The 14,670-nt window shown below is 67.0% G+C and carries 16 protein-coding genes and 1 tRNA gene; 5 read left to right on the forward strand and 12 right to left on the reverse strand.

The features are described 5' to 3' along the window. Nucleotides 1–4: 4 nt before the first annotated feature. The 5 genes from O8I58_RS15970 to O8I58_RS15990 form a co-directional block, all read right to left on the reverse strand. A complete protein-coding gene (locus O8I58_RS15970) occupies nt 5–409 on the reverse strand; it encodes an H-NS histone family protein (protein WP_298318221.1) in 405 nt (134 codons plus the stop codon). A 120-nt stretch (nt 410–529) separates the two neighbouring features. Further along, nucleotides 530–1,939 (reverse strand): M28 family peptidase, encoded by a 1,410-nt coding sequence (locus O8I58_RS15975; protein ID WP_298318224.1) that lies wholly within the window; start codon nt 1,937–1,939, stop codon nt 530–532. Nucleotides 1,940–2,030: 91 nt separating this feature from the next. After that, nucleotides 2,031–2,441: a large-conductance mechanosensitive channel protein MscL gene (gene mscL / locus O8I58_RS15980; protein WP_298318227.1), complete on the reverse strand. Its 411-nt coding sequence runs from the start codon at nt 2,439–2,441 to the stop codon at nt 2,031–2,033. Between the two features lie 62 nt (nt 2,442–2,503). Then, entirely contained in the window at nt 2,504–3,211 is a 708-nt protein-coding gene (locus O8I58_RS15985) for a fumarylacetoacetate hydrolase family protein (RefSeq protein WP_298318230.1), read from the reverse strand. A gap of 55 nt (nt 3,212–3,266) precedes the next feature. Further along, a complete protein-coding gene (locus tag O8I58_RS15990; RefSeq protein ID WP_298318232.1) occupies nt 3,267–3,542 on the reverse strand; it encodes a hypothetical protein in 276 nt (91 codons plus the stop codon). A gap of 82 nt (nt 3,543–3,624) precedes the next feature. Between O8I58_RS15990 and O8I58_RS15995 the strand changes: the two genes are divergently transcribed. Then, complete coding sequence (locus tag O8I58_RS15995) at nt 3,625–3,951, forward strand: Rieske (2Fe-2S) protein (protein ID WP_298318234.1); 327 nt, start codon at nt 3,625–3,627, stop codon at nt 3,949–3,951. 17 nt (nt 3,952–3,968) lie between these two features. Here the strand turns inward: O8I58_RS15995 and O8I58_RS16000 are convergent, their stop codons facing one another. The 3 genes from O8I58_RS16000 to trmB form a co-directional block, all read right to left on the reverse strand. Next, nucleotides 3,969–4,349 carry an ACT domain-containing protein gene (locus O8I58_RS16000; RefSeq protein ID WP_298318236.1) on the reverse strand — a complete coding sequence of 127 codons (381 nt, stop codon included), beginning with the start codon at nt 4,347–4,349 and terminating at the stop codon, nt 3,969–3,971. A 22-nt stretch (nt 4,350–4,371) separates the two neighbouring features. Beyond that, the gene (locus O8I58_RS16005; RefSeq protein ID WP_298318239.1) at nt 4,372–6,234 is read right to left on the reverse strand and encodes an SLC13 family permease; all 1,863 of its coding nucleotides are present in this window, start codon (nt 6,232–6,234) and stop codon (nt 4,372–4,374) included. A 67-nt stretch (nt 6,235–6,301) separates the two neighbouring features. Further along, a complete protein-coding gene (trmB, locus tag O8I58_RS16010; RefSeq protein WP_298318241.1) occupies nt 6,302–7,036 on the reverse strand; it encodes a tRNA (guanosine(46)-N7)-methyltransferase TrmB in 735 nt (244 codons plus the stop codon). A 528-nt stretch (nt 7,037–7,564) separates the two neighbouring features. On the opposite strand from trmB, the gene O8I58_RS16015 reads away from it, so the two are divergent. Both O8I58_RS16015 and O8I58_RS16020 read left to right on the forward strand, forming a co-directional pair. Continuing rightward, on the forward strand, nt 7,565–9,355 hold the full coding sequence (locus O8I58_RS16015; protein WP_298323070.1) for an autotransporter domain-containing protein: 1,791 nt from the start codon (nt 7,565–7,567) through the stop codon (nt 9,353–9,355). 130 nt (nt 9,356–9,485) lie between these two features. Then, nucleotides 9,486–9,559, forward strand: a tRNA-Gly gene (locus O8I58_RS16020). A 147-nt stretch (nt 9,560–9,706) separates the two neighbouring features. Here the strand turns inward: O8I58_RS16020 and O8I58_RS16025 are convergent. Continuing rightward, nucleotides 9,707–10,705 carry a GlxA family transcriptional regulator gene (locus O8I58_RS16025; protein ID WP_298318243.1) on the reverse strand — a complete coding sequence of 333 codons (999 nt, stop codon included), beginning with the start codon at nt 10,703–10,705 and terminating at the stop codon, nt 9,707–9,709. Nucleotides 10,706–10,840: 135 nt separating this feature from the next. Between O8I58_RS16025 and O8I58_RS16030 the strand changes: the two genes are divergently transcribed. Together O8I58_RS16030 and O8I58_RS16035 are read left to right on the forward strand one after the other, a co-directional pair. Continuing rightward, nucleotides 10,841–11,146 (forward strand): putative quinol monooxygenase, encoded by a 306-nt coding sequence (locus tag O8I58_RS16030; protein ID WP_298318245.1) that lies wholly within the window; start codon nt 10,841–10,843, stop codon nt 11,144–11,146. 318 nt (nt 11,147–11,464) lie between these two features. Then, the gene (locus O8I58_RS16035) at nt 11,465–12,385 is read left to right on the forward strand and encodes a LysR family transcriptional regulator (RefSeq protein ID WP_298318247.1); all 921 of its coding nucleotides are present in this window, start codon (nt 11,465–11,467) and stop codon (nt 12,383–12,385) included. On the opposite strand, the gene O8I58_RS16040 is transcribed toward O8I58_RS16035, so the two are convergent. From O8I58_RS16040 to O8I58_RS16050, 3 genes are read right to left on the reverse strand one after another with little or no spacing between them, the layout of a single operon-like run. Then, nucleotides 12,382–12,885, reverse strand: a complete 504-nt coding sequence (locus O8I58_RS16040; RefSeq protein ID WP_298318249.1) for a DoxX family protein — start codon at nt 12,883–12,885, stop codon at nt 12,382–12,384. The two genes, O8I58_RS16035 and O8I58_RS16040, sit on opposite strands and share 4 nt — an antisense overlap. A gap of 14 nt (nt 12,886–12,899) precedes the next feature. Continuing rightward, complete coding sequence (locus O8I58_RS16045; protein ID WP_298318252.1) at nt 12,900–13,745, reverse strand: HvfC/BufC N-terminal domain-containing protein; 846 nt, start codon at nt 13,743–13,745, stop codon at nt 12,900–12,902. After that, a complete protein-coding gene (locus O8I58_RS16050) occupies nt 13,742–14,635 on the reverse strand; it encodes an MNIO family bufferin maturase (RefSeq protein WP_298318255.1) in 894 nt (297 codons plus the stop codon). The genes O8I58_RS16045 and O8I58_RS16050 overlap by 4 nt, the downstream gene beginning before the upstream one ends. Between the last annotated feature and the right edge of the window lie 35 nt (nt 14,636–14,670).

Here is a 14,670-nt window from a genome sequence, read left to right on the forward strand (position 1 = left end):
TTTGTCATCCCGGAAATTTCGGGAACTTGTCGTCTGGATGGTTCTTCTTCCAGTCCGTGTAGGCAACGGTGCCTTCCCAGGCGGTGAACGCACGCGGGGGACGTCCGCGGCCGGTCCAGGTTTCGCCGGTATGCGGCAGCCAGTACTTCGCAGCCACTTCACGCTTGGGACCATCGGCCGCCGGCTTGGCCTTCGCACCGGAAATCACGAAGCCGGCGATCTCGGCTTTCTGCTTTGAATTGAAGTGCGTGGAGAAGCTCTTCAGGAGCGCGGTGATCTGCTCGAACGCTTCGGCGGACTGCTGGCTGCGAAGTTCGACCTCCTGTTCCTCCAGCTTCCGCAGCTCTTCTGCGAGCCTGGCTTTCGCTTCCGCGATATCGGCCAGGTTCTGGGTGTTCTTCGAGGTCATGGGAGTCTGTTCTTCGTCAGGAGAGGCCCGCATTCTCGGTGCTGGGACAAGCCAGGGCAATCGGTCGCCATGGTCACGGAGCGTCGGTGCGGTGCACCTGGTGCGCGTGCGCTGGTCCGGTCAATGTTCCTGCTGGGCCGCGCCGGCCGGCTTCGGCGCACTGCCGAAATCGCCCTTGGCCTCGGATGCCAGGTACAGGAAGACCGCGTAAGCGGCGACGTTCTGGGCCAGGACCTTGGGGTCGATCTTGTCCAGGGTGTCGTCGGCGTTGTGGTGCAGGTCGAAGTAGTCGGTGCCATCGTGGCCCAGCCAGGCCCAGGTCATGCCGAGCTGGGTCATCGGGCCGATGTCCGATTCCGGGTCACCCTTGCCCGGAAGATGGGCGACGTCGAGTGGCTTGAGCGCGGTGGCGATGGCTGCGATCGCGCCTTTCGCACTGTCCGGCGCATTGCTGTCGAAGCCGTAGATGGCGCCGGCGCCGAAGTCGCTTTCCGCGGCGATCACGTGCTGCTTGATCTCCGCGGCGTGCGCCTTGGCATAGGCCTGGCCGCCGTAAAGGCCTTGTTCTTCGTTGGCGAAGGCGACCACGCGGATCGTGCGCGCCGGGCGCTGCTTGGCGACCAGGTGCGCGGCCGCCATCGAGATGCCGATGCCGGCGGCGTCATCGATCGCGCCGGTGCCGAGATCCCATGAATCCAGGTGCCCACCGGTCAGCACGATCTCCTTGGGCTTGCTGCGCCCGGTGATCTCGCCGATCACGTTGTAGCTGGTGGCCTGCCCATCCCAGCCGCAGTCCAGTGACAGCTCCAGCGTGACCGGGCCCAGCGCGACCAGGCGCGCCAGCTGGTCGGCATCGGGGATCGACAGTGCAGCGGCAGGAATCGGCTTCAACCCTTCGGCATAGCGGGTGATGCCGGTGTTGACCACGCGGTGCGGCGTGGTGCCGGCCGAACGCATCAGGAAGGCGACCGCTCCCTTCCTGATCGCCTCGGACGGACCGCGTCCGCGGATGCCGCCGCCGTAGCGATAGTCGCCACCGTCCTGCTTCTTCTGCATCTGGAAATCGACGAAGGCGATCTTGCCGGCCAGCGAACCTTCCGGCGCAGCCTGCAGTGCGGCCAGGTCGGGGAAGCGCACCACCTGCGCTTCCACCGTGCCACCGGCGCTGCCGCCCAGCGCGGTCACCACCAGCGGCTGGGCATGCGTGCCCACGATCCGGGCATGCTCGCTGCGGCGCTCCCACTTGGGAAAGGTCACCGGCTCGGTCCACACCTTGTCGAAGCCAAGCGCCTTGAACTTGGCCTGCGCCCAGGCCACGGCACGGGCATCGGCTTCGCTGCCGGCCAGGCGCGGGCCGATTTCGGTGGTCAGCGATTCGGTGACCTTCCAACCGGTGTCGTCGGCCAGGGCCTGGTTGCGCAGTGCCTGCGCCGTCTTCAGCGCGGCATCGGGAATCGTCGTCGGGCTTGCGGCGTGCAGCGGAAGAGCGATGCACAACAGCAGTGCACTGGCGAGGATCGAACGACGCATGCAAGGCACTCCGCAAAAGAAAGGAGCCGCGAGCTTAACAGCCCGCGGCTCCTGCTTTCCTCCGCGCTCCGGGACGGAGCCTTCGCTCGATTTACGCCTGCTTCTTCAGCGAATCGCGGATCTCGCGCAGCAGCAGCACGTCTTCCGGCGTGGCTTCGGGGGCGGCTTCTTCGGGCTTCTTGAAGCGGTTGATGGTGCGCACCACCATGAAGATGGCGAAGGCCACGATGAGGAACTGGATGATGACGTTGATGAAGGTGCCGTAGTTGATCGTGACCGCAGGAACTGCTGCACCCGCGGCATCGGTGCTGGCTGCGCGCAGCGTCACCACCAGCGAGGAGAAATCCACGCCACCGATCAGCAGCCCGATCGGCGGCATGATCACATCGTTCACCAACGAGGTGACGATCTTGCCGAAAGCCGCACCGATCACGACACCGACGGCCAGATCGATCACGTTGCCACGCATCGCAAACGTCTTGAACTCGCTGATCATGCCCATGGTTTTTCCTTGATGAGTTGAATTGCGCGGCTAGCGTAACGCAGAGCCGCGTCGATGCGGGATCAACCGACGATGGTGCCGCGTACTTCGGCCACGCCGTCCAGGGTCGCCACGAAGACATCGCCGGGCTGCAATGCGGCGACACCCGATGGCGTACCCATGAAGACCAGGTCGCCGGCCTTCAGCGCGTAAAGCTTGGACAGTTCGTGCAGGATGTCCGGCACGTCCCAGATCATGTCCGTCAGTGGCGCATGCTGGCGCACGGTGCCGTTGACGGTCAGGGTCACGCCCAGCGACATCAGGTCGCTGACCTGGGTTGCCGGGACCAGGTCGCTGATCGGCGCGGAATGGTCAAAACCCTTGGCGGTGTCCCAGGGCAGGCCGGCTTTCTTGGCGGTAGCCTGCAGGTCGCGACGGGTCAGGTCCAGGCCGATGCCATAGCCGTAGACCAGTGCCTGCGTGGCTTCCAGAGGCAGCACGCCGGCGGGTGCGTCGGCACCGAGCGCGACGACCAGCTCCACTTCGTGGTGCAGGTCTTTGGTGCCGGATGGATAGGGCACGTCCGCATTGCCGGTGACGATGGCGTCGGCGGGCTTGGCGAAGAAGGTGGGATTGCCGCGCTCTGCTTTTGAGGCTGGCGCGGTCACGCCCATTTCACGCGCGTGATCGGCGAAGTTGCGGCCCACGCAATAGATGCGGCGTACGGGGAACGTGCCGCCACCGCGCACCGGCACACGCGCCTGGGCGGGCGCGGAAATCACATCGGACATCGAAGCATTCCTGACTGACAACGGGGAATGCGAGTTTAAGCGCGCGCGGCGGAACTCAGTGCGAGAGCGGCAGCGCGGACTTGCGGACGACTTCGTATTCGCCTTCCACCACGCGCTGCTGCTGTGCAGCGCGCTGGCGTGGGCGCAGCAGGCGATAGGCCATGCCTGCTGCCAGCATGGCAGCGCCGACAAAAACCCCGAAGAACACCAGCACGCACAACACGCCCAGACCCAGCAGGCCGACCGCAAGACGCAGCAGCGGATGGCGGGGCTTGCGCGGTGCGAACACGGCGCGGAGGCGTTGGCTGTCGAAGGAGAAGGTGCGGATCATCAGGCGCGTGACAGAATGATGGGGAACCGATGGCGCAGTATGGTCACCTCTTGGGCGATTGTGTGAAACCTTTGTTAATTCCATGGATGTGATGGACTTCGAACTCCTGGTCGATGGCGTCCCGGCCGAGGCTGAGGCGATGGTCGATGGCAGCGCCGAATCGTTGGTCGTGCTGCGCGATGGTGACGCGGTGCGCGCCTGGCTCAACGTCTGCCCGCATGCCGGCCGACGGCTGGACTGGGCACCGGGCAAGTTCCTGCTCAGCAAGGCTGGCCAGCTGGTGTGCGCCGCGCACGGCGCCACATTCGAGTTACAAGGCGGGCAGTGTCTTGCCGGGCCATGCCGCGGCGAGGCGTTGCGCGCGGTGTCGGTGCAGGTGCGTGATGGCAAGGTGGTACTGGCTGGCTAGCCGGCACCAGGGCGCGGTTATTCCCGGATGGTGTGGCCGGCGGCGCGCAACGCTTCCAGGCTGGTTGCAAGCTGGGCCTGCTTAACCATTACGTAGTCGGTATCGAAGGTCGAGACCGCGAAGATCCCCACCTTCGCTTCCGCAAGGGGGAGCAGCACCTGGGCCAGGATCCCGGTCAGGTCGAACGCGAACGGACCCTGCAGCATCAGGCTGCGCCAGCCGCGTTCGCACTGCGCCTCGATGGGAACGCCTGCCTCGTCGCAGGCGATGGACAGTTCCTCATCGGTCCAGCTGACATGGCTGAGCGCGCCGGGGACGAACCAGTGCGGCAATGCCGAGCCCGCAGGCAGGCGGCAGACCGCGAAGTGGCCTTCCAGCAGCTTGAGTGTCAGCGCCATGTGCCTGCCGCCATGCGTCGCATCAGACGCGGGCGCCCCACCAGAACATCAGGTTGACCATGCCGACCACCACCACGGTGTAGATCAGCGACATCGGCCCGCCGACGCGCCACATCTGCCGCGCGGTGTAGTTGGCCGGCCCGGTGATCATGGACACCACTGGGTTGGAAGCGGTCATCAGGTTGTTGGATGCCGACAGCGCAGTGATCAGCGCGAACGCGGTCGGGTTGCCGCCGGCGGCCAGTGCCAGGCTGATCGCCATGGGCACCATCACGATGGTTGCGCCCACGTGGCTGATCACCAGCGAGAAGGCGGTGGTCAGCAGCGCGATGGCGATCTCCAGTACCCAGATCGGCAGGCCTTCGGGCAGGCGTTCGACGGTGTGGCCGGCGACCCACGCCGCCGCGCCGCTGCTGTCCATCGCCCAGCCCAGGGGAATCAGCCCGGCCATCAGGAATACGGTCTTCCAGTTGATCGAGGCGTAGGCCTCGTCCATGCGCAGCACGCCGGTCAACAGCATGCCGGCCACGCCGGTCATCAGGGTCAGCGCCACCGGCAGCCGCGAGGTCAGCGCGATGATGATGGTCACCGCGAAGATCGCCATGGCGATCTTGAACTTGTGCGGGCGCTGCTCGCCCTTGGGATAGTCGGTGACCACCACGAAGTCACCGTTCTTGGCCGTGGCCGCCAGGTCCTGCCAGATGCTGTGCAGCACCAGCATATCGCCCGAGCGCAGCGGCACCTTGCGCACGTCGTCGCGCACGACCTTCTTGTCGCGGTTGATCGCCAGCAGGCTGATCCCGGACTTCTTGCGCAGGGCCAGGTCGGCGGCGCTCTTGCCGATGAAACCTGACGTGGGCGGGATCACCGCTTCGGAAATACCGGCGCGGCTGGGATTGAACAGGTCGCCGAAGTGGCGCAGGCGCGAGGACAGCCGCAGGAACTGGTTCTGGGCGAAGTCGGCTACTTCCTGGCGTGCACCCATCGCGCCCAGCACGCTGCCCACCCAGATGCGCATGTCGGCTGGCGGCGCCAGGCGGGTGTCGGTGCCGGTCTGCAGGGCCAGCATCAGCGGCGCGCCGTGCAGCGCTTCGGCCTCGCCCAGGGTCATGCCGACCAGCGGGCTATCGGCGCTGACGGTGAGTTCGAAGACTTCGCCCTCGATGCCGTAGGTGCTGGCGAAATAGCTCTCGGTCCGCGCCGGGGTCGCGCCGGCCGTGCCGGTGGTTTCCTCTTTCAGCTTGCGGTCGCCGTAGAAACGGAAATACGCCAGCGACGCCAGCAGCAGGGCCAGGCCGATCGGCAGCGGCGCGAACATGCGCAGCGGCTCCAGCGTGGCCATGCCCGAGGGCAGGTTGTTGTTGGCCGAGACCATCAGGTCGTTGAGCAGGATCAGTGGCGAGTTGCCGACCATGGTCAACGCACCGCCCATGACGATGGCCGAGCAGATCGGCAGCAGCAGGCGCTGCAGGTTGAGGGTGGTGCGCGAGGCCAGGCGCGCGGTGACCGGCAGGTACAGCGCCATCACCGAGGGGTTCTGCATGAAGGACGAATTGAGGCCGGCGATGGCAGTGGTCAGCAGCAGCAGGCGTTGTTCGATGCCGTGCCCGCGCCTGAGCAGCCACGAGGCCAGCCGGTTCAGGGCGCCGGTGCGCTCCAGGCCTGCGCCCAGGATCGTGGTGGCGATGATGCTCATCACCGCGTTGCCGGAAAAGCCGCCGAAGATTTCTTCCGGCGCGACTAGGCCGGTCAGGCCCAGCACCACCAGTACCACCACGGCGACGACGTCGGCGCGGATGCGCTCGAACAGGAACATCACCATCACGAAGCCGACCAGCCCCAGCACCAGGCGCATGTCGTTGGTCAGCGTCAGGGCGGTATCCATCAGGCCTTATCGCACTCGCTTGGACAGGCCGGACGCGGCCTGCGCGCCGGGGCCTGGGTGTGGCTCGTCAGCAGCGGTCATACAGCAGGTCCCAGACGCCGTGGCCCAGGTTCTGGCCACGCGTTTCGAAGTGGGTCTGCGGGCGCCATGCCGGGCGCGGCACCTGGCCGCGTGGACCGGCGCGGTTGCGCAGCCCGGGCGTGGCATCCAGGACGTCCCACATCTGTTCGGCGTAGTCCTGCCAGTCGGTCGCTGCGTGCAGGCGGCCGTCCGGCGCCAGGCGCGAGGCCACCAGCGTGGCGAACTCGGGCTGGATCAGGCGGCGCTTGTTGTGGCGCTTCTTGTGCCAGGGATCGGGGAAGTAGATGCGGACCTCGTCCAGCGAGCCTTCGGCCACTTCGTTGCGCAGTACTTCCACGGCGTCGTAGTGGTACAGGCGCACGTGGTCGGCGCCATCGGCCTCCAGCGCGTTGAGCAGGCGGCCCACGCCGGGGGCGTGGACTTCCAGGCCGATGTAGTCGCGCGTCGGGTCCTGCTGCGCGGCAAAACGCAGCGCGTCGCCGTTGCCGAAGCCGATTTCCAGCACCCGCCTGGCGGCACGGCCGAACGCGGCATCGTAGTCGCGTGGCTGGCCGGTGTAGTCCAGGCCGAAACGCGGCCACTGGGTGTCGAATGCACGCTGCTGGGCCTCGGTGAAACGGCCCTGGCGCAGCACGAAGCTGCGGATCGGGCGATGGCCTTCGCTGGCGGTGAACGGCTTGGGCGGCGCCTTGGCGCCAGGGCTGGAGAACGGGTCGGTCATCTCAGCCGAGCCATCCCGACAAGCCGGGCCCTGTGGCCTGGGTGGGGCGGATCCGGGCGATCCGGAAGGACTGGCCGGGACCGGTCAACAGGTGCGAGGCGGAAGCCTTGCCCGCAGCGGGCTGCGGATCATGGGAGTGGGGTACGGGCATGCCCGGATTATCGCCCAACTTGTCGAAGCAGTCGCGTGATCGGCAGGCACTGCGCGTTGCTGGATGCGACATGGGCCCGGTGATGGAGGGGCGTGGCGATGTAGGCCATGGCACGCCATGCAAGTCCGCAGGGCGGTCGGTTCGGCGACGACACGTCGCATGGCGTGTGCATGTTCCTGAAAATATGTCGCCACAGCCCTTGGGCGGGGTGCATCAAGGCATGTGTGCCGCAGTGCAGCGTGAGTTGGAATGTGTCGTAATGAAATCATAACGACCCAATGCGGTGCCGTACGGTCGGCGCCCTGGCACATATCCCACGCGATCCGATGGAGTTCCACATGCGCGCACCCCGTTCCCTGTCCACCCTGGCTGCTGCCGTGGTGGTTGCCCTCGCTGCCGGCGCCCCGCAGGCCCATGCCGAACAGGTCTATTCGCAGACCGTGTTCTTCGGCGACAGCCTCACCGATTCCGGCCATTTCCGTCCGACCCTGATCGAGATCGCCGGCCCGTCGGCGGCCATCGTCGGCAAGTTCACCACCAACCCGGGGCTGGTCTGGAGTGAATACCTGGCCAATTACTACGGCACCGATGCGACCAGCGACAACCAGGGCGGCACCAACTACGCCGTCGGCGGTGCGCGCGTGGACGAGGACAATGTCACCGCGCTTGGCGTGGCACCTTCGATCGCCTCGCAGGTGACCAGCTACCTGGCCAGCACCGGTGGCGTGGCCGATGCCAATGCGCTCTACACCGTGTGGGGCGGTGCGAACGACCTGTTCGCCGTGGCTGGCGGCGCACCGGCACAGGCCACCATCGCGACGGCCGTGACCACCGAGATCGGTCTGGTCGGCACCCTGCAGGCGGCGGGCGCGCAGTACATCCTGGTGGCGACGATCCCCGACCTGGGCCGCACGCCGGAGTTCCTGGCGGGCGGCGCGGCCAGTTCCGCGGCCGGCACCCAGCTGGCGACCAGCTACAACACCGCGCTGTTCAGCGGCCTGGCCGCCAGTGGCCTGCGCGTGATTCCGCTGGACACCTACACGTTGATCGACGAGATCACCGCGGACCCGACCACCTACGGCTTCACCAATGCCACCGAAACGGCGTGCACGGTCGCCTCTTCGGTCACCTGCAGCCCGCTGGATTACGTCACCCCGACCGCTGCGACCGACTACATCTTTGCCGACGGCGTGCACCCGAGTGCCGCTGCGCATGAAGTGCTGGCGCAGTACGCACTGTCGGTGCTGGAAGGCCCGCGCCAGATCTCGGTGCTGACCCACTCGGCCACGGTCACCGGCTACTCACGCGCCGAGCGCGTGGCCATGCATGCCGATGCCACCGAAGAAGGCCAGGGCCTGCGCTGGTGGGGCAACGTGCGCGGCGACATGCAGCGCCAGCAGGATGGCGACCTGTATGACGGCACCACCCCGGCCGGCCTGTTCGGCATCGACTGGCTGAGCGGTGGCTGGACCTTTGGCGGCTTCGCCGGCTACGGCAAGGGCACCCAGGATTTCGGCCATTCCTCGGGCAAGTTCGACCAGGAAGACACCACCCTGGGCGGTTTCGCCCAGTGGGCCGGCCACGGCGGCTGGGTCAACGCGCAGGTCAGCTACAACTGGCTGAAGTACGACGTGACCCGCGAGATCCAGTTGGGTGCGGCCACCCGCAAGCAGACCGGTTCGCCCGATGGCAGCAACCTGACTGTGGCCATCAACGGCGGCTTCGACTTCAGCAACGGTGGCGCCTGGAAGACCGGTCCGGTGCTGGGCCTGGTCTCGCAGACCATCAAGGTCGACGGCTATGACGAAAAGGAGTTCAACTCCACCGCGCTGTCCTATCGCGACCAGGAGTTCGACTCGCTGATCGGCAGCGTCGGCTGGCGCGCCAGTTACGAGATCTCGCCGACGGTCACGCCGTACGTGCAGGCCACCTACAACCATGAGTTCGAAGACAACGCCAGCATGGCTTGGGCCTCGCTGCAGACCATCCCGAGTGCGCTGCCCTACGCCGTGCCGGGTGTCGAATTCGACCAGGATTACGGCGTCTTCGTGGTCGGCGCACGCGCCCAGCTGGGCGGCCTGAGCGCCGATATCGGTGCCCGCACCACCATTGGCCAGAGTGCGGCCAATGACGCCGGCATCTTCATCAGCCTGGGCGGAAGCTTCTGATCGCGCAGCTGCGTTGATTCACTGGCAAGCGCACGACGCCCGGCTCGCCGGGCGTCGTCGTTTCAGGTGACCATCCGCCGCGCCACCGTTGCGCGGCGGGCGAGGCCCGGCATAGACTGCGCGACCCGACGCGGGTGTAGCTCAATGGTAGAGCTGTAGCTTCCCAAGCTACTGACGAGGGTTCGATTCCCTTCACCCGCTCCACGCAAGCCCTGTGATGATGCCGGGGCAACCCTCCTGGCGATGTCACCCTCGGCGCATGGGCCTGGCGTCGAGCTGTCTCGTGCCGCCGCAGTGGCAGCTCACAAATGCCATTCCAATCCCGCCGAACAGCCTGCCGGGGGCTCGCCTCTATCGACAGGGCAGGAGTTGGGCTTGGCTGTTGCCGGGTTTTACCTGGCAGGCGCCGGGCGGCTTGCCGAAGGCGCGCTTGAAGGCGCGCCGGAAGCTGGCGTCGTCGGCATAGCCGCACAGGAAAGCCAGTTCCTTGATGGATTTTCCGCCGGTTTCCAGCAGGTCGCGGGCCATCTGGAAGCGGACGTGGTCGATGAATTTCTTCGGCGCCTGGCCGATCACGGCGATCAGGCGGCGATGCAGCGTGCGCTCCGAGACGGCCAGTTCCTGCGCCAGCATCGAGGCGGTGATGGGGGTCTTGCTGGGGCGTCGCACGATGCTTTCGGCACGCGCCAGGAACGTGTCACCCGCGGCGAAGTGCGAGAGCGGGATGTAGGCGGCCTTGGTGTTGGGGGTTGCATCGACCACGGTGAAGTCGGCCGCGATCCTGGCTGCTTCGTTCCCGCACAGGCGCCGGATCACGTGCAGCGCAACGTCGATCCAGGACAGCGGGCCGCCGGCGCTGACCACGCGCCCGTCTTCCAGCAGGGCCGTGCCCCAGATCGCACCGGCCAGTGGGTAACGACGCTTCATGTCTTCGTGGAGCCACCAGGTGGTGGTGCAGCGACGGTTGTCCAGCAGGCCGGCCTCGCCCAGCAGGAAGGCGCCGCTGCACGACCCGCAGGCCATCGCCCCGCGTGCGTGCTGTGCGCGGATCCAGCTGGCGGCGGTGCCATGCAGCGCCATGTCCGGTGGGCGGCGGTCCTGGTCGGGGACGAACCCCGGCACGACCAGGGCGTTGCACGAGGCGACATCGGCCAGGGCGCTGTCCACCTGGTGCAGCACGCCCTGGCCATCGCGGAACGGCTGGCCATCGTGGCTGGCGGTGACCAGCTCGTAGAGCGGAGCATCGATCGCGGTGGCGGCGATGGCCTGGCGGGCCAGGCCCAGCAAGTCGACCAGGCCTGAATACCCCGAGGCCAGGCAGCCATCTGATCCGACCACGACGATCTTCATGGCTGCAGCGCCGCCGTGGCCGGATCTGCCTGCGGCTTGTCCCACCCTGACCGGTCCGCGATGGTTGCCGGCCGCGCAGGCTGGGGACGGCGGGATGTCCCGTCCTTTTTTCCCAAGTGCGAGGAATCAACAGTCATGAGTACGGTAGCCGGTGTGATTGTCTTCAAGGCCCGCGCAGGCCTCGGTGGCCAGGCGGCCAGTGAGATCGAAGCGGTGCTTCCCCACGTCCAGGCCGAGCACGGCACGCCGCTGTGGTTGCTGCTGCGGTCCAGTGTCGAGCCGGACACCTTGTTCCTGGTGGATCTGTTCAAGGGCAGCGAGGGCCGCGACGCCCACATGCAGGGGCAGGCGGCCAGGATCATCTTCGACAGGCTGCCGCCGCTGTTGGCCGCAGCGCCGGAGATCCATCCTTCGGACGTGGTGGCGGTCAAAGGCTATTGAGGCCGGCACGGGTTGCGGAAACCACATCACCCGCGTGGGCATGTTTCTGCGCGGGTGATGGACGGGCGGAAAGCGGGCAGGGTGGTCCATGTCGATGGTTCCTGGGGGGAGGACGGGACATTCCGGAGCCTGCCTCGCACCGCCGACAGCGCATCAGCCACGGGTGCCATGCAGGCATCGCAATCGGTGACGACAGGGCAGGCCGATCTGTGGTGTGCCGGCAAGACTGACGCCGGCCGCAGCCCCACCATCCTCCACGATGCGACCTACCGCAGAAAGCGGGTAGATTGACCAAGGACTTTCCTCATTCCGACGAAAATGATCCGGATCGATGACGTCCGCGTATTCCTCCAGACCGTCGATGCTGGAAGCTTCTCGGCCGCTGCCCGGCGCCTGGATATCACGCCGGCGCTGGCCAGCAGTTCGGTCATGCGGCTTGAACAAGGCCTGGGCGTGCGCCTGTTCGTGCGTTCCACCCGGCAGATGCGATTGTCGGCCGAAGGCGAGCGCTACCTCCCGCATGCACGGGCCATGCTCGAGGCCGAGCAGGCTGGCCTGCTCGCGCTGCAGGATGGACGCGGCCAGCTGGCCGGCACGTTGCGCCTAGCGATGCCCTCGGACCTGGGGCGCAACCTGCTGTTGCCGTGGCTGGACGCATTCCAGCAGCGCCATCCGGGCATCCGCCTGGACCTGTCCATCGGCGACCGCAACGTCGACTTCTTCGCCGAGCAGCTGGACGCGGGGATCCGCTATGGGCGCCTGGGCGACTCCAGCCTGGTGGCACTGCCGCTGGCACCACACAACCGGCGTGCGCTGTGTGCCGCGCCCGCCTACCTGGAGCGGCATGGATGGCCGCGGCATCCGCGCGACCTGGCCGGGCACAACTGCCTGCGCTACGTGATGGGAGAGGCGACCTACGAGCGTTGGCGCTTCCATCTACCCGAGGGCGTGGAGACTGTGCAGATCGACGGTGATCGCATCAGCGACGATGCCGACATCGTGCGGCGCTGGGCCGTGGCGGGCATGGGCATGGTCTACAAGTCGCGGCTGGACCTGCACCATGACTTGCAGGCCGGGCGATTGGTGGACGTGTTCGCGCCGGACTGGGGCGTGCCGGCGCCGCTGCAACTGGTGATCGCGCACCGGGCGATGGCCACGCCGCTGGTGCGTGCGTTGCACGCAGAGCTGCGGACGCAGCTGGAGGCGCTGGACCGCGGGCCGGTGGCAGCCTCGCGCTAACGCGGCGTCGGTTGGCCCTTGGGTGATAGTCGTCCGCGCGGAACGGATGCACGCGCGATCCAGTGGTCGATGGACAGCATGCCGGGCCCGAGCGCGATCACGCCCAGGGCCAACGCGGCCCAGTACAGATGGAAGTTGACCCAGCCGTCCGGCACCACCAGCTGGATGGTGGCGGTCATGGCCAACAGGCCCAGGGCTGCCAGGCGCGTGCCCAGGCCCAATAGCAGCAGGGTGGGTAGCAGCAGTTCGGCCGCCGCCGTTGCCCAGGCCAGCAGGCCGGGCGCCGGCAGCGGGTAGGTCCTGCCGAACAGATGCAGCATGAAGACCTCTTCGAACAGGTATTGGGTTGCCGCCGAGAGCGAAGGAAAGGGATCCCAGCGCGTCAATCCGGAACGCAGGAACGGAAGCGCCAGCGCAATGCGCATGACGGGTGGCGCCAGGGCGCGACCAAGGCATGACAGCCGCTGGATCGCGGCTTGGAAGATGGCGGTGGCGGGCATGGCAGTCCTGCTTCTCAGCGGTGAAGGGGAGAGAGTTCGAATGGATCGGCTGGATCGTCCAGTGCGATGCACGCCCCGGCCGAGACCAGTCCCGACAGGCTGCTGGCAAGATCGAACCCGCCATCGTCATCCAGCGCGCATGCCGTGGCCTGGCCCAGGTCCAGGCCGTCGATCAGGGACTGGATGAAGACGGCTGCGCCGGCCGGCAACGGATGGGCCTGCACGTGGGCGTGCGGACGCACCACCAGCACGTCTTCGCCACCGGCATCGAACGCCACCGGTGCCAGCGCAAGCGCGTCGGTATTCATCTGCCAGATCGTCACTGCCGGATACGGCGAGCGCAGGACCCGGGCCGATGGGTGCAGGCGCAGGTGTAGCTGTGCCGCGTTGCGCGGCTCCAGTCGCTGCAGGTCTTCGGGCTGCAAAGGCGTTGATTCGGCCGCGTGGTAAGCCTCGATCCAGGCCCATTCCAGCCGGGCCACGTCAGCCAGGTAGGGCACGCTGGCCGCCGGCGCGAACCCGGCCACGAAGTCGGCCAGCTCCGCACCGTAGGCCAGCATGACCGGCGTGCGCGGCGGATGCTGTAGCGCGTATTGCTGCGTCATGGCGGCAAAGAAGGCCTCGCCGACGATCCGCGCCACCGCTGGAAAGCCATCGCGCAGTGCGTGGACCAGGCCTGCGACGACGTTGTTGCGATAGACCCCGAAGCGACGTGCGCTGGTGCGTCCATCTGGGCCGACCAGTCCTGGCGGCACCGGTTGCCCGGCATCCAGCAGTGCCTGTGCGAAGGCGGTCTGCAGGTTGTCCCAGGCGGGCAACACAGCGGCGGGTGTCGCGGAGGGTAGGGGGAATGCACTCATCGCAGCTGGGTCGCGGTCAGGGTGGGCGACAGGGTTACGCGCGGCCGCGCCTGGGCCAGGCGTGCTTCGGCGTGATCGGCTTCGGCCAGCAGGACAGGCAACGCGGGGAGGTTGGCATCCCACTCGATCAGGGTCGGCACCGGCCCGCGCATGCTGAGGACATGGTCGTAGAGCGCCCAGACCGCGTCGATCACCGGCCGGTCATGGGTGTCGATCAGCAGCGGGCGATCATGCTCATCGGATTCGCGCGCGTGCCCGGCCAGGTGAATCTGCTCCACGCGCTCCAGCGGGAACGCCTGCAGGTAGGCGAGGGGATCGAACTGCAGGTTGGTCGCCGCCACGAACACGTTGTTGATATCCAGCAGCAAGGCACAGCCGCTGCGCCTTGCGACTTCGGCCAGGAAGTCCGTTTCGGACCAGCCGCTGTGGCTGAAGGCCAGGTAGGTCGCGGGATTTTCCAGCAACATCTGCCGGCCCAGCGTGGTCTGGGTCTGGTCGATGTGCGCGACCACGCGGCGCAGGGTATCGCCGGTATACGGCAGCGGCAGCAGGTCGTCGAAGAAGCCCGCCTCGTGGCTGGACCAGGCCAGGTGTTCGGAGAACGCCTGGGGCTGGTAGCGCTGCATCAGGATGCGCAGCCGCTGCAGGTGTGAGAGATCCAGTGGACGCGCGCTGCCGATGGACAGGCCGACGCCGTGCACCGACAACGGATAGTGGCTGCGTATCGATTCCAGGTAACGGTGTGGTGGCCCACCGGCACCCATGTAGTTCTCGGCATGCACCTCGAAGAAACCGACCTCGGGGCGTGCCTGGAGGATGTCGCGGAAGTGTTCGGCTTTCAGCCCGATGCCGGCATGCGCGGGCAGACTGGAGACGGTGTGCATCGACATGCGAATGCTCGCGCAGGTGTGAAAAAAATGCCCGG

The sequence above is a fragment of the Pseudoxanthomonas sp. genome, from assembly GCF_027498035.1.
Lineage (GTDB): Bacteria > Pseudomonadota > Gammaproteobacteria > Xanthomonadales > Xanthomonadaceae > Pseudoxanthomonas_A.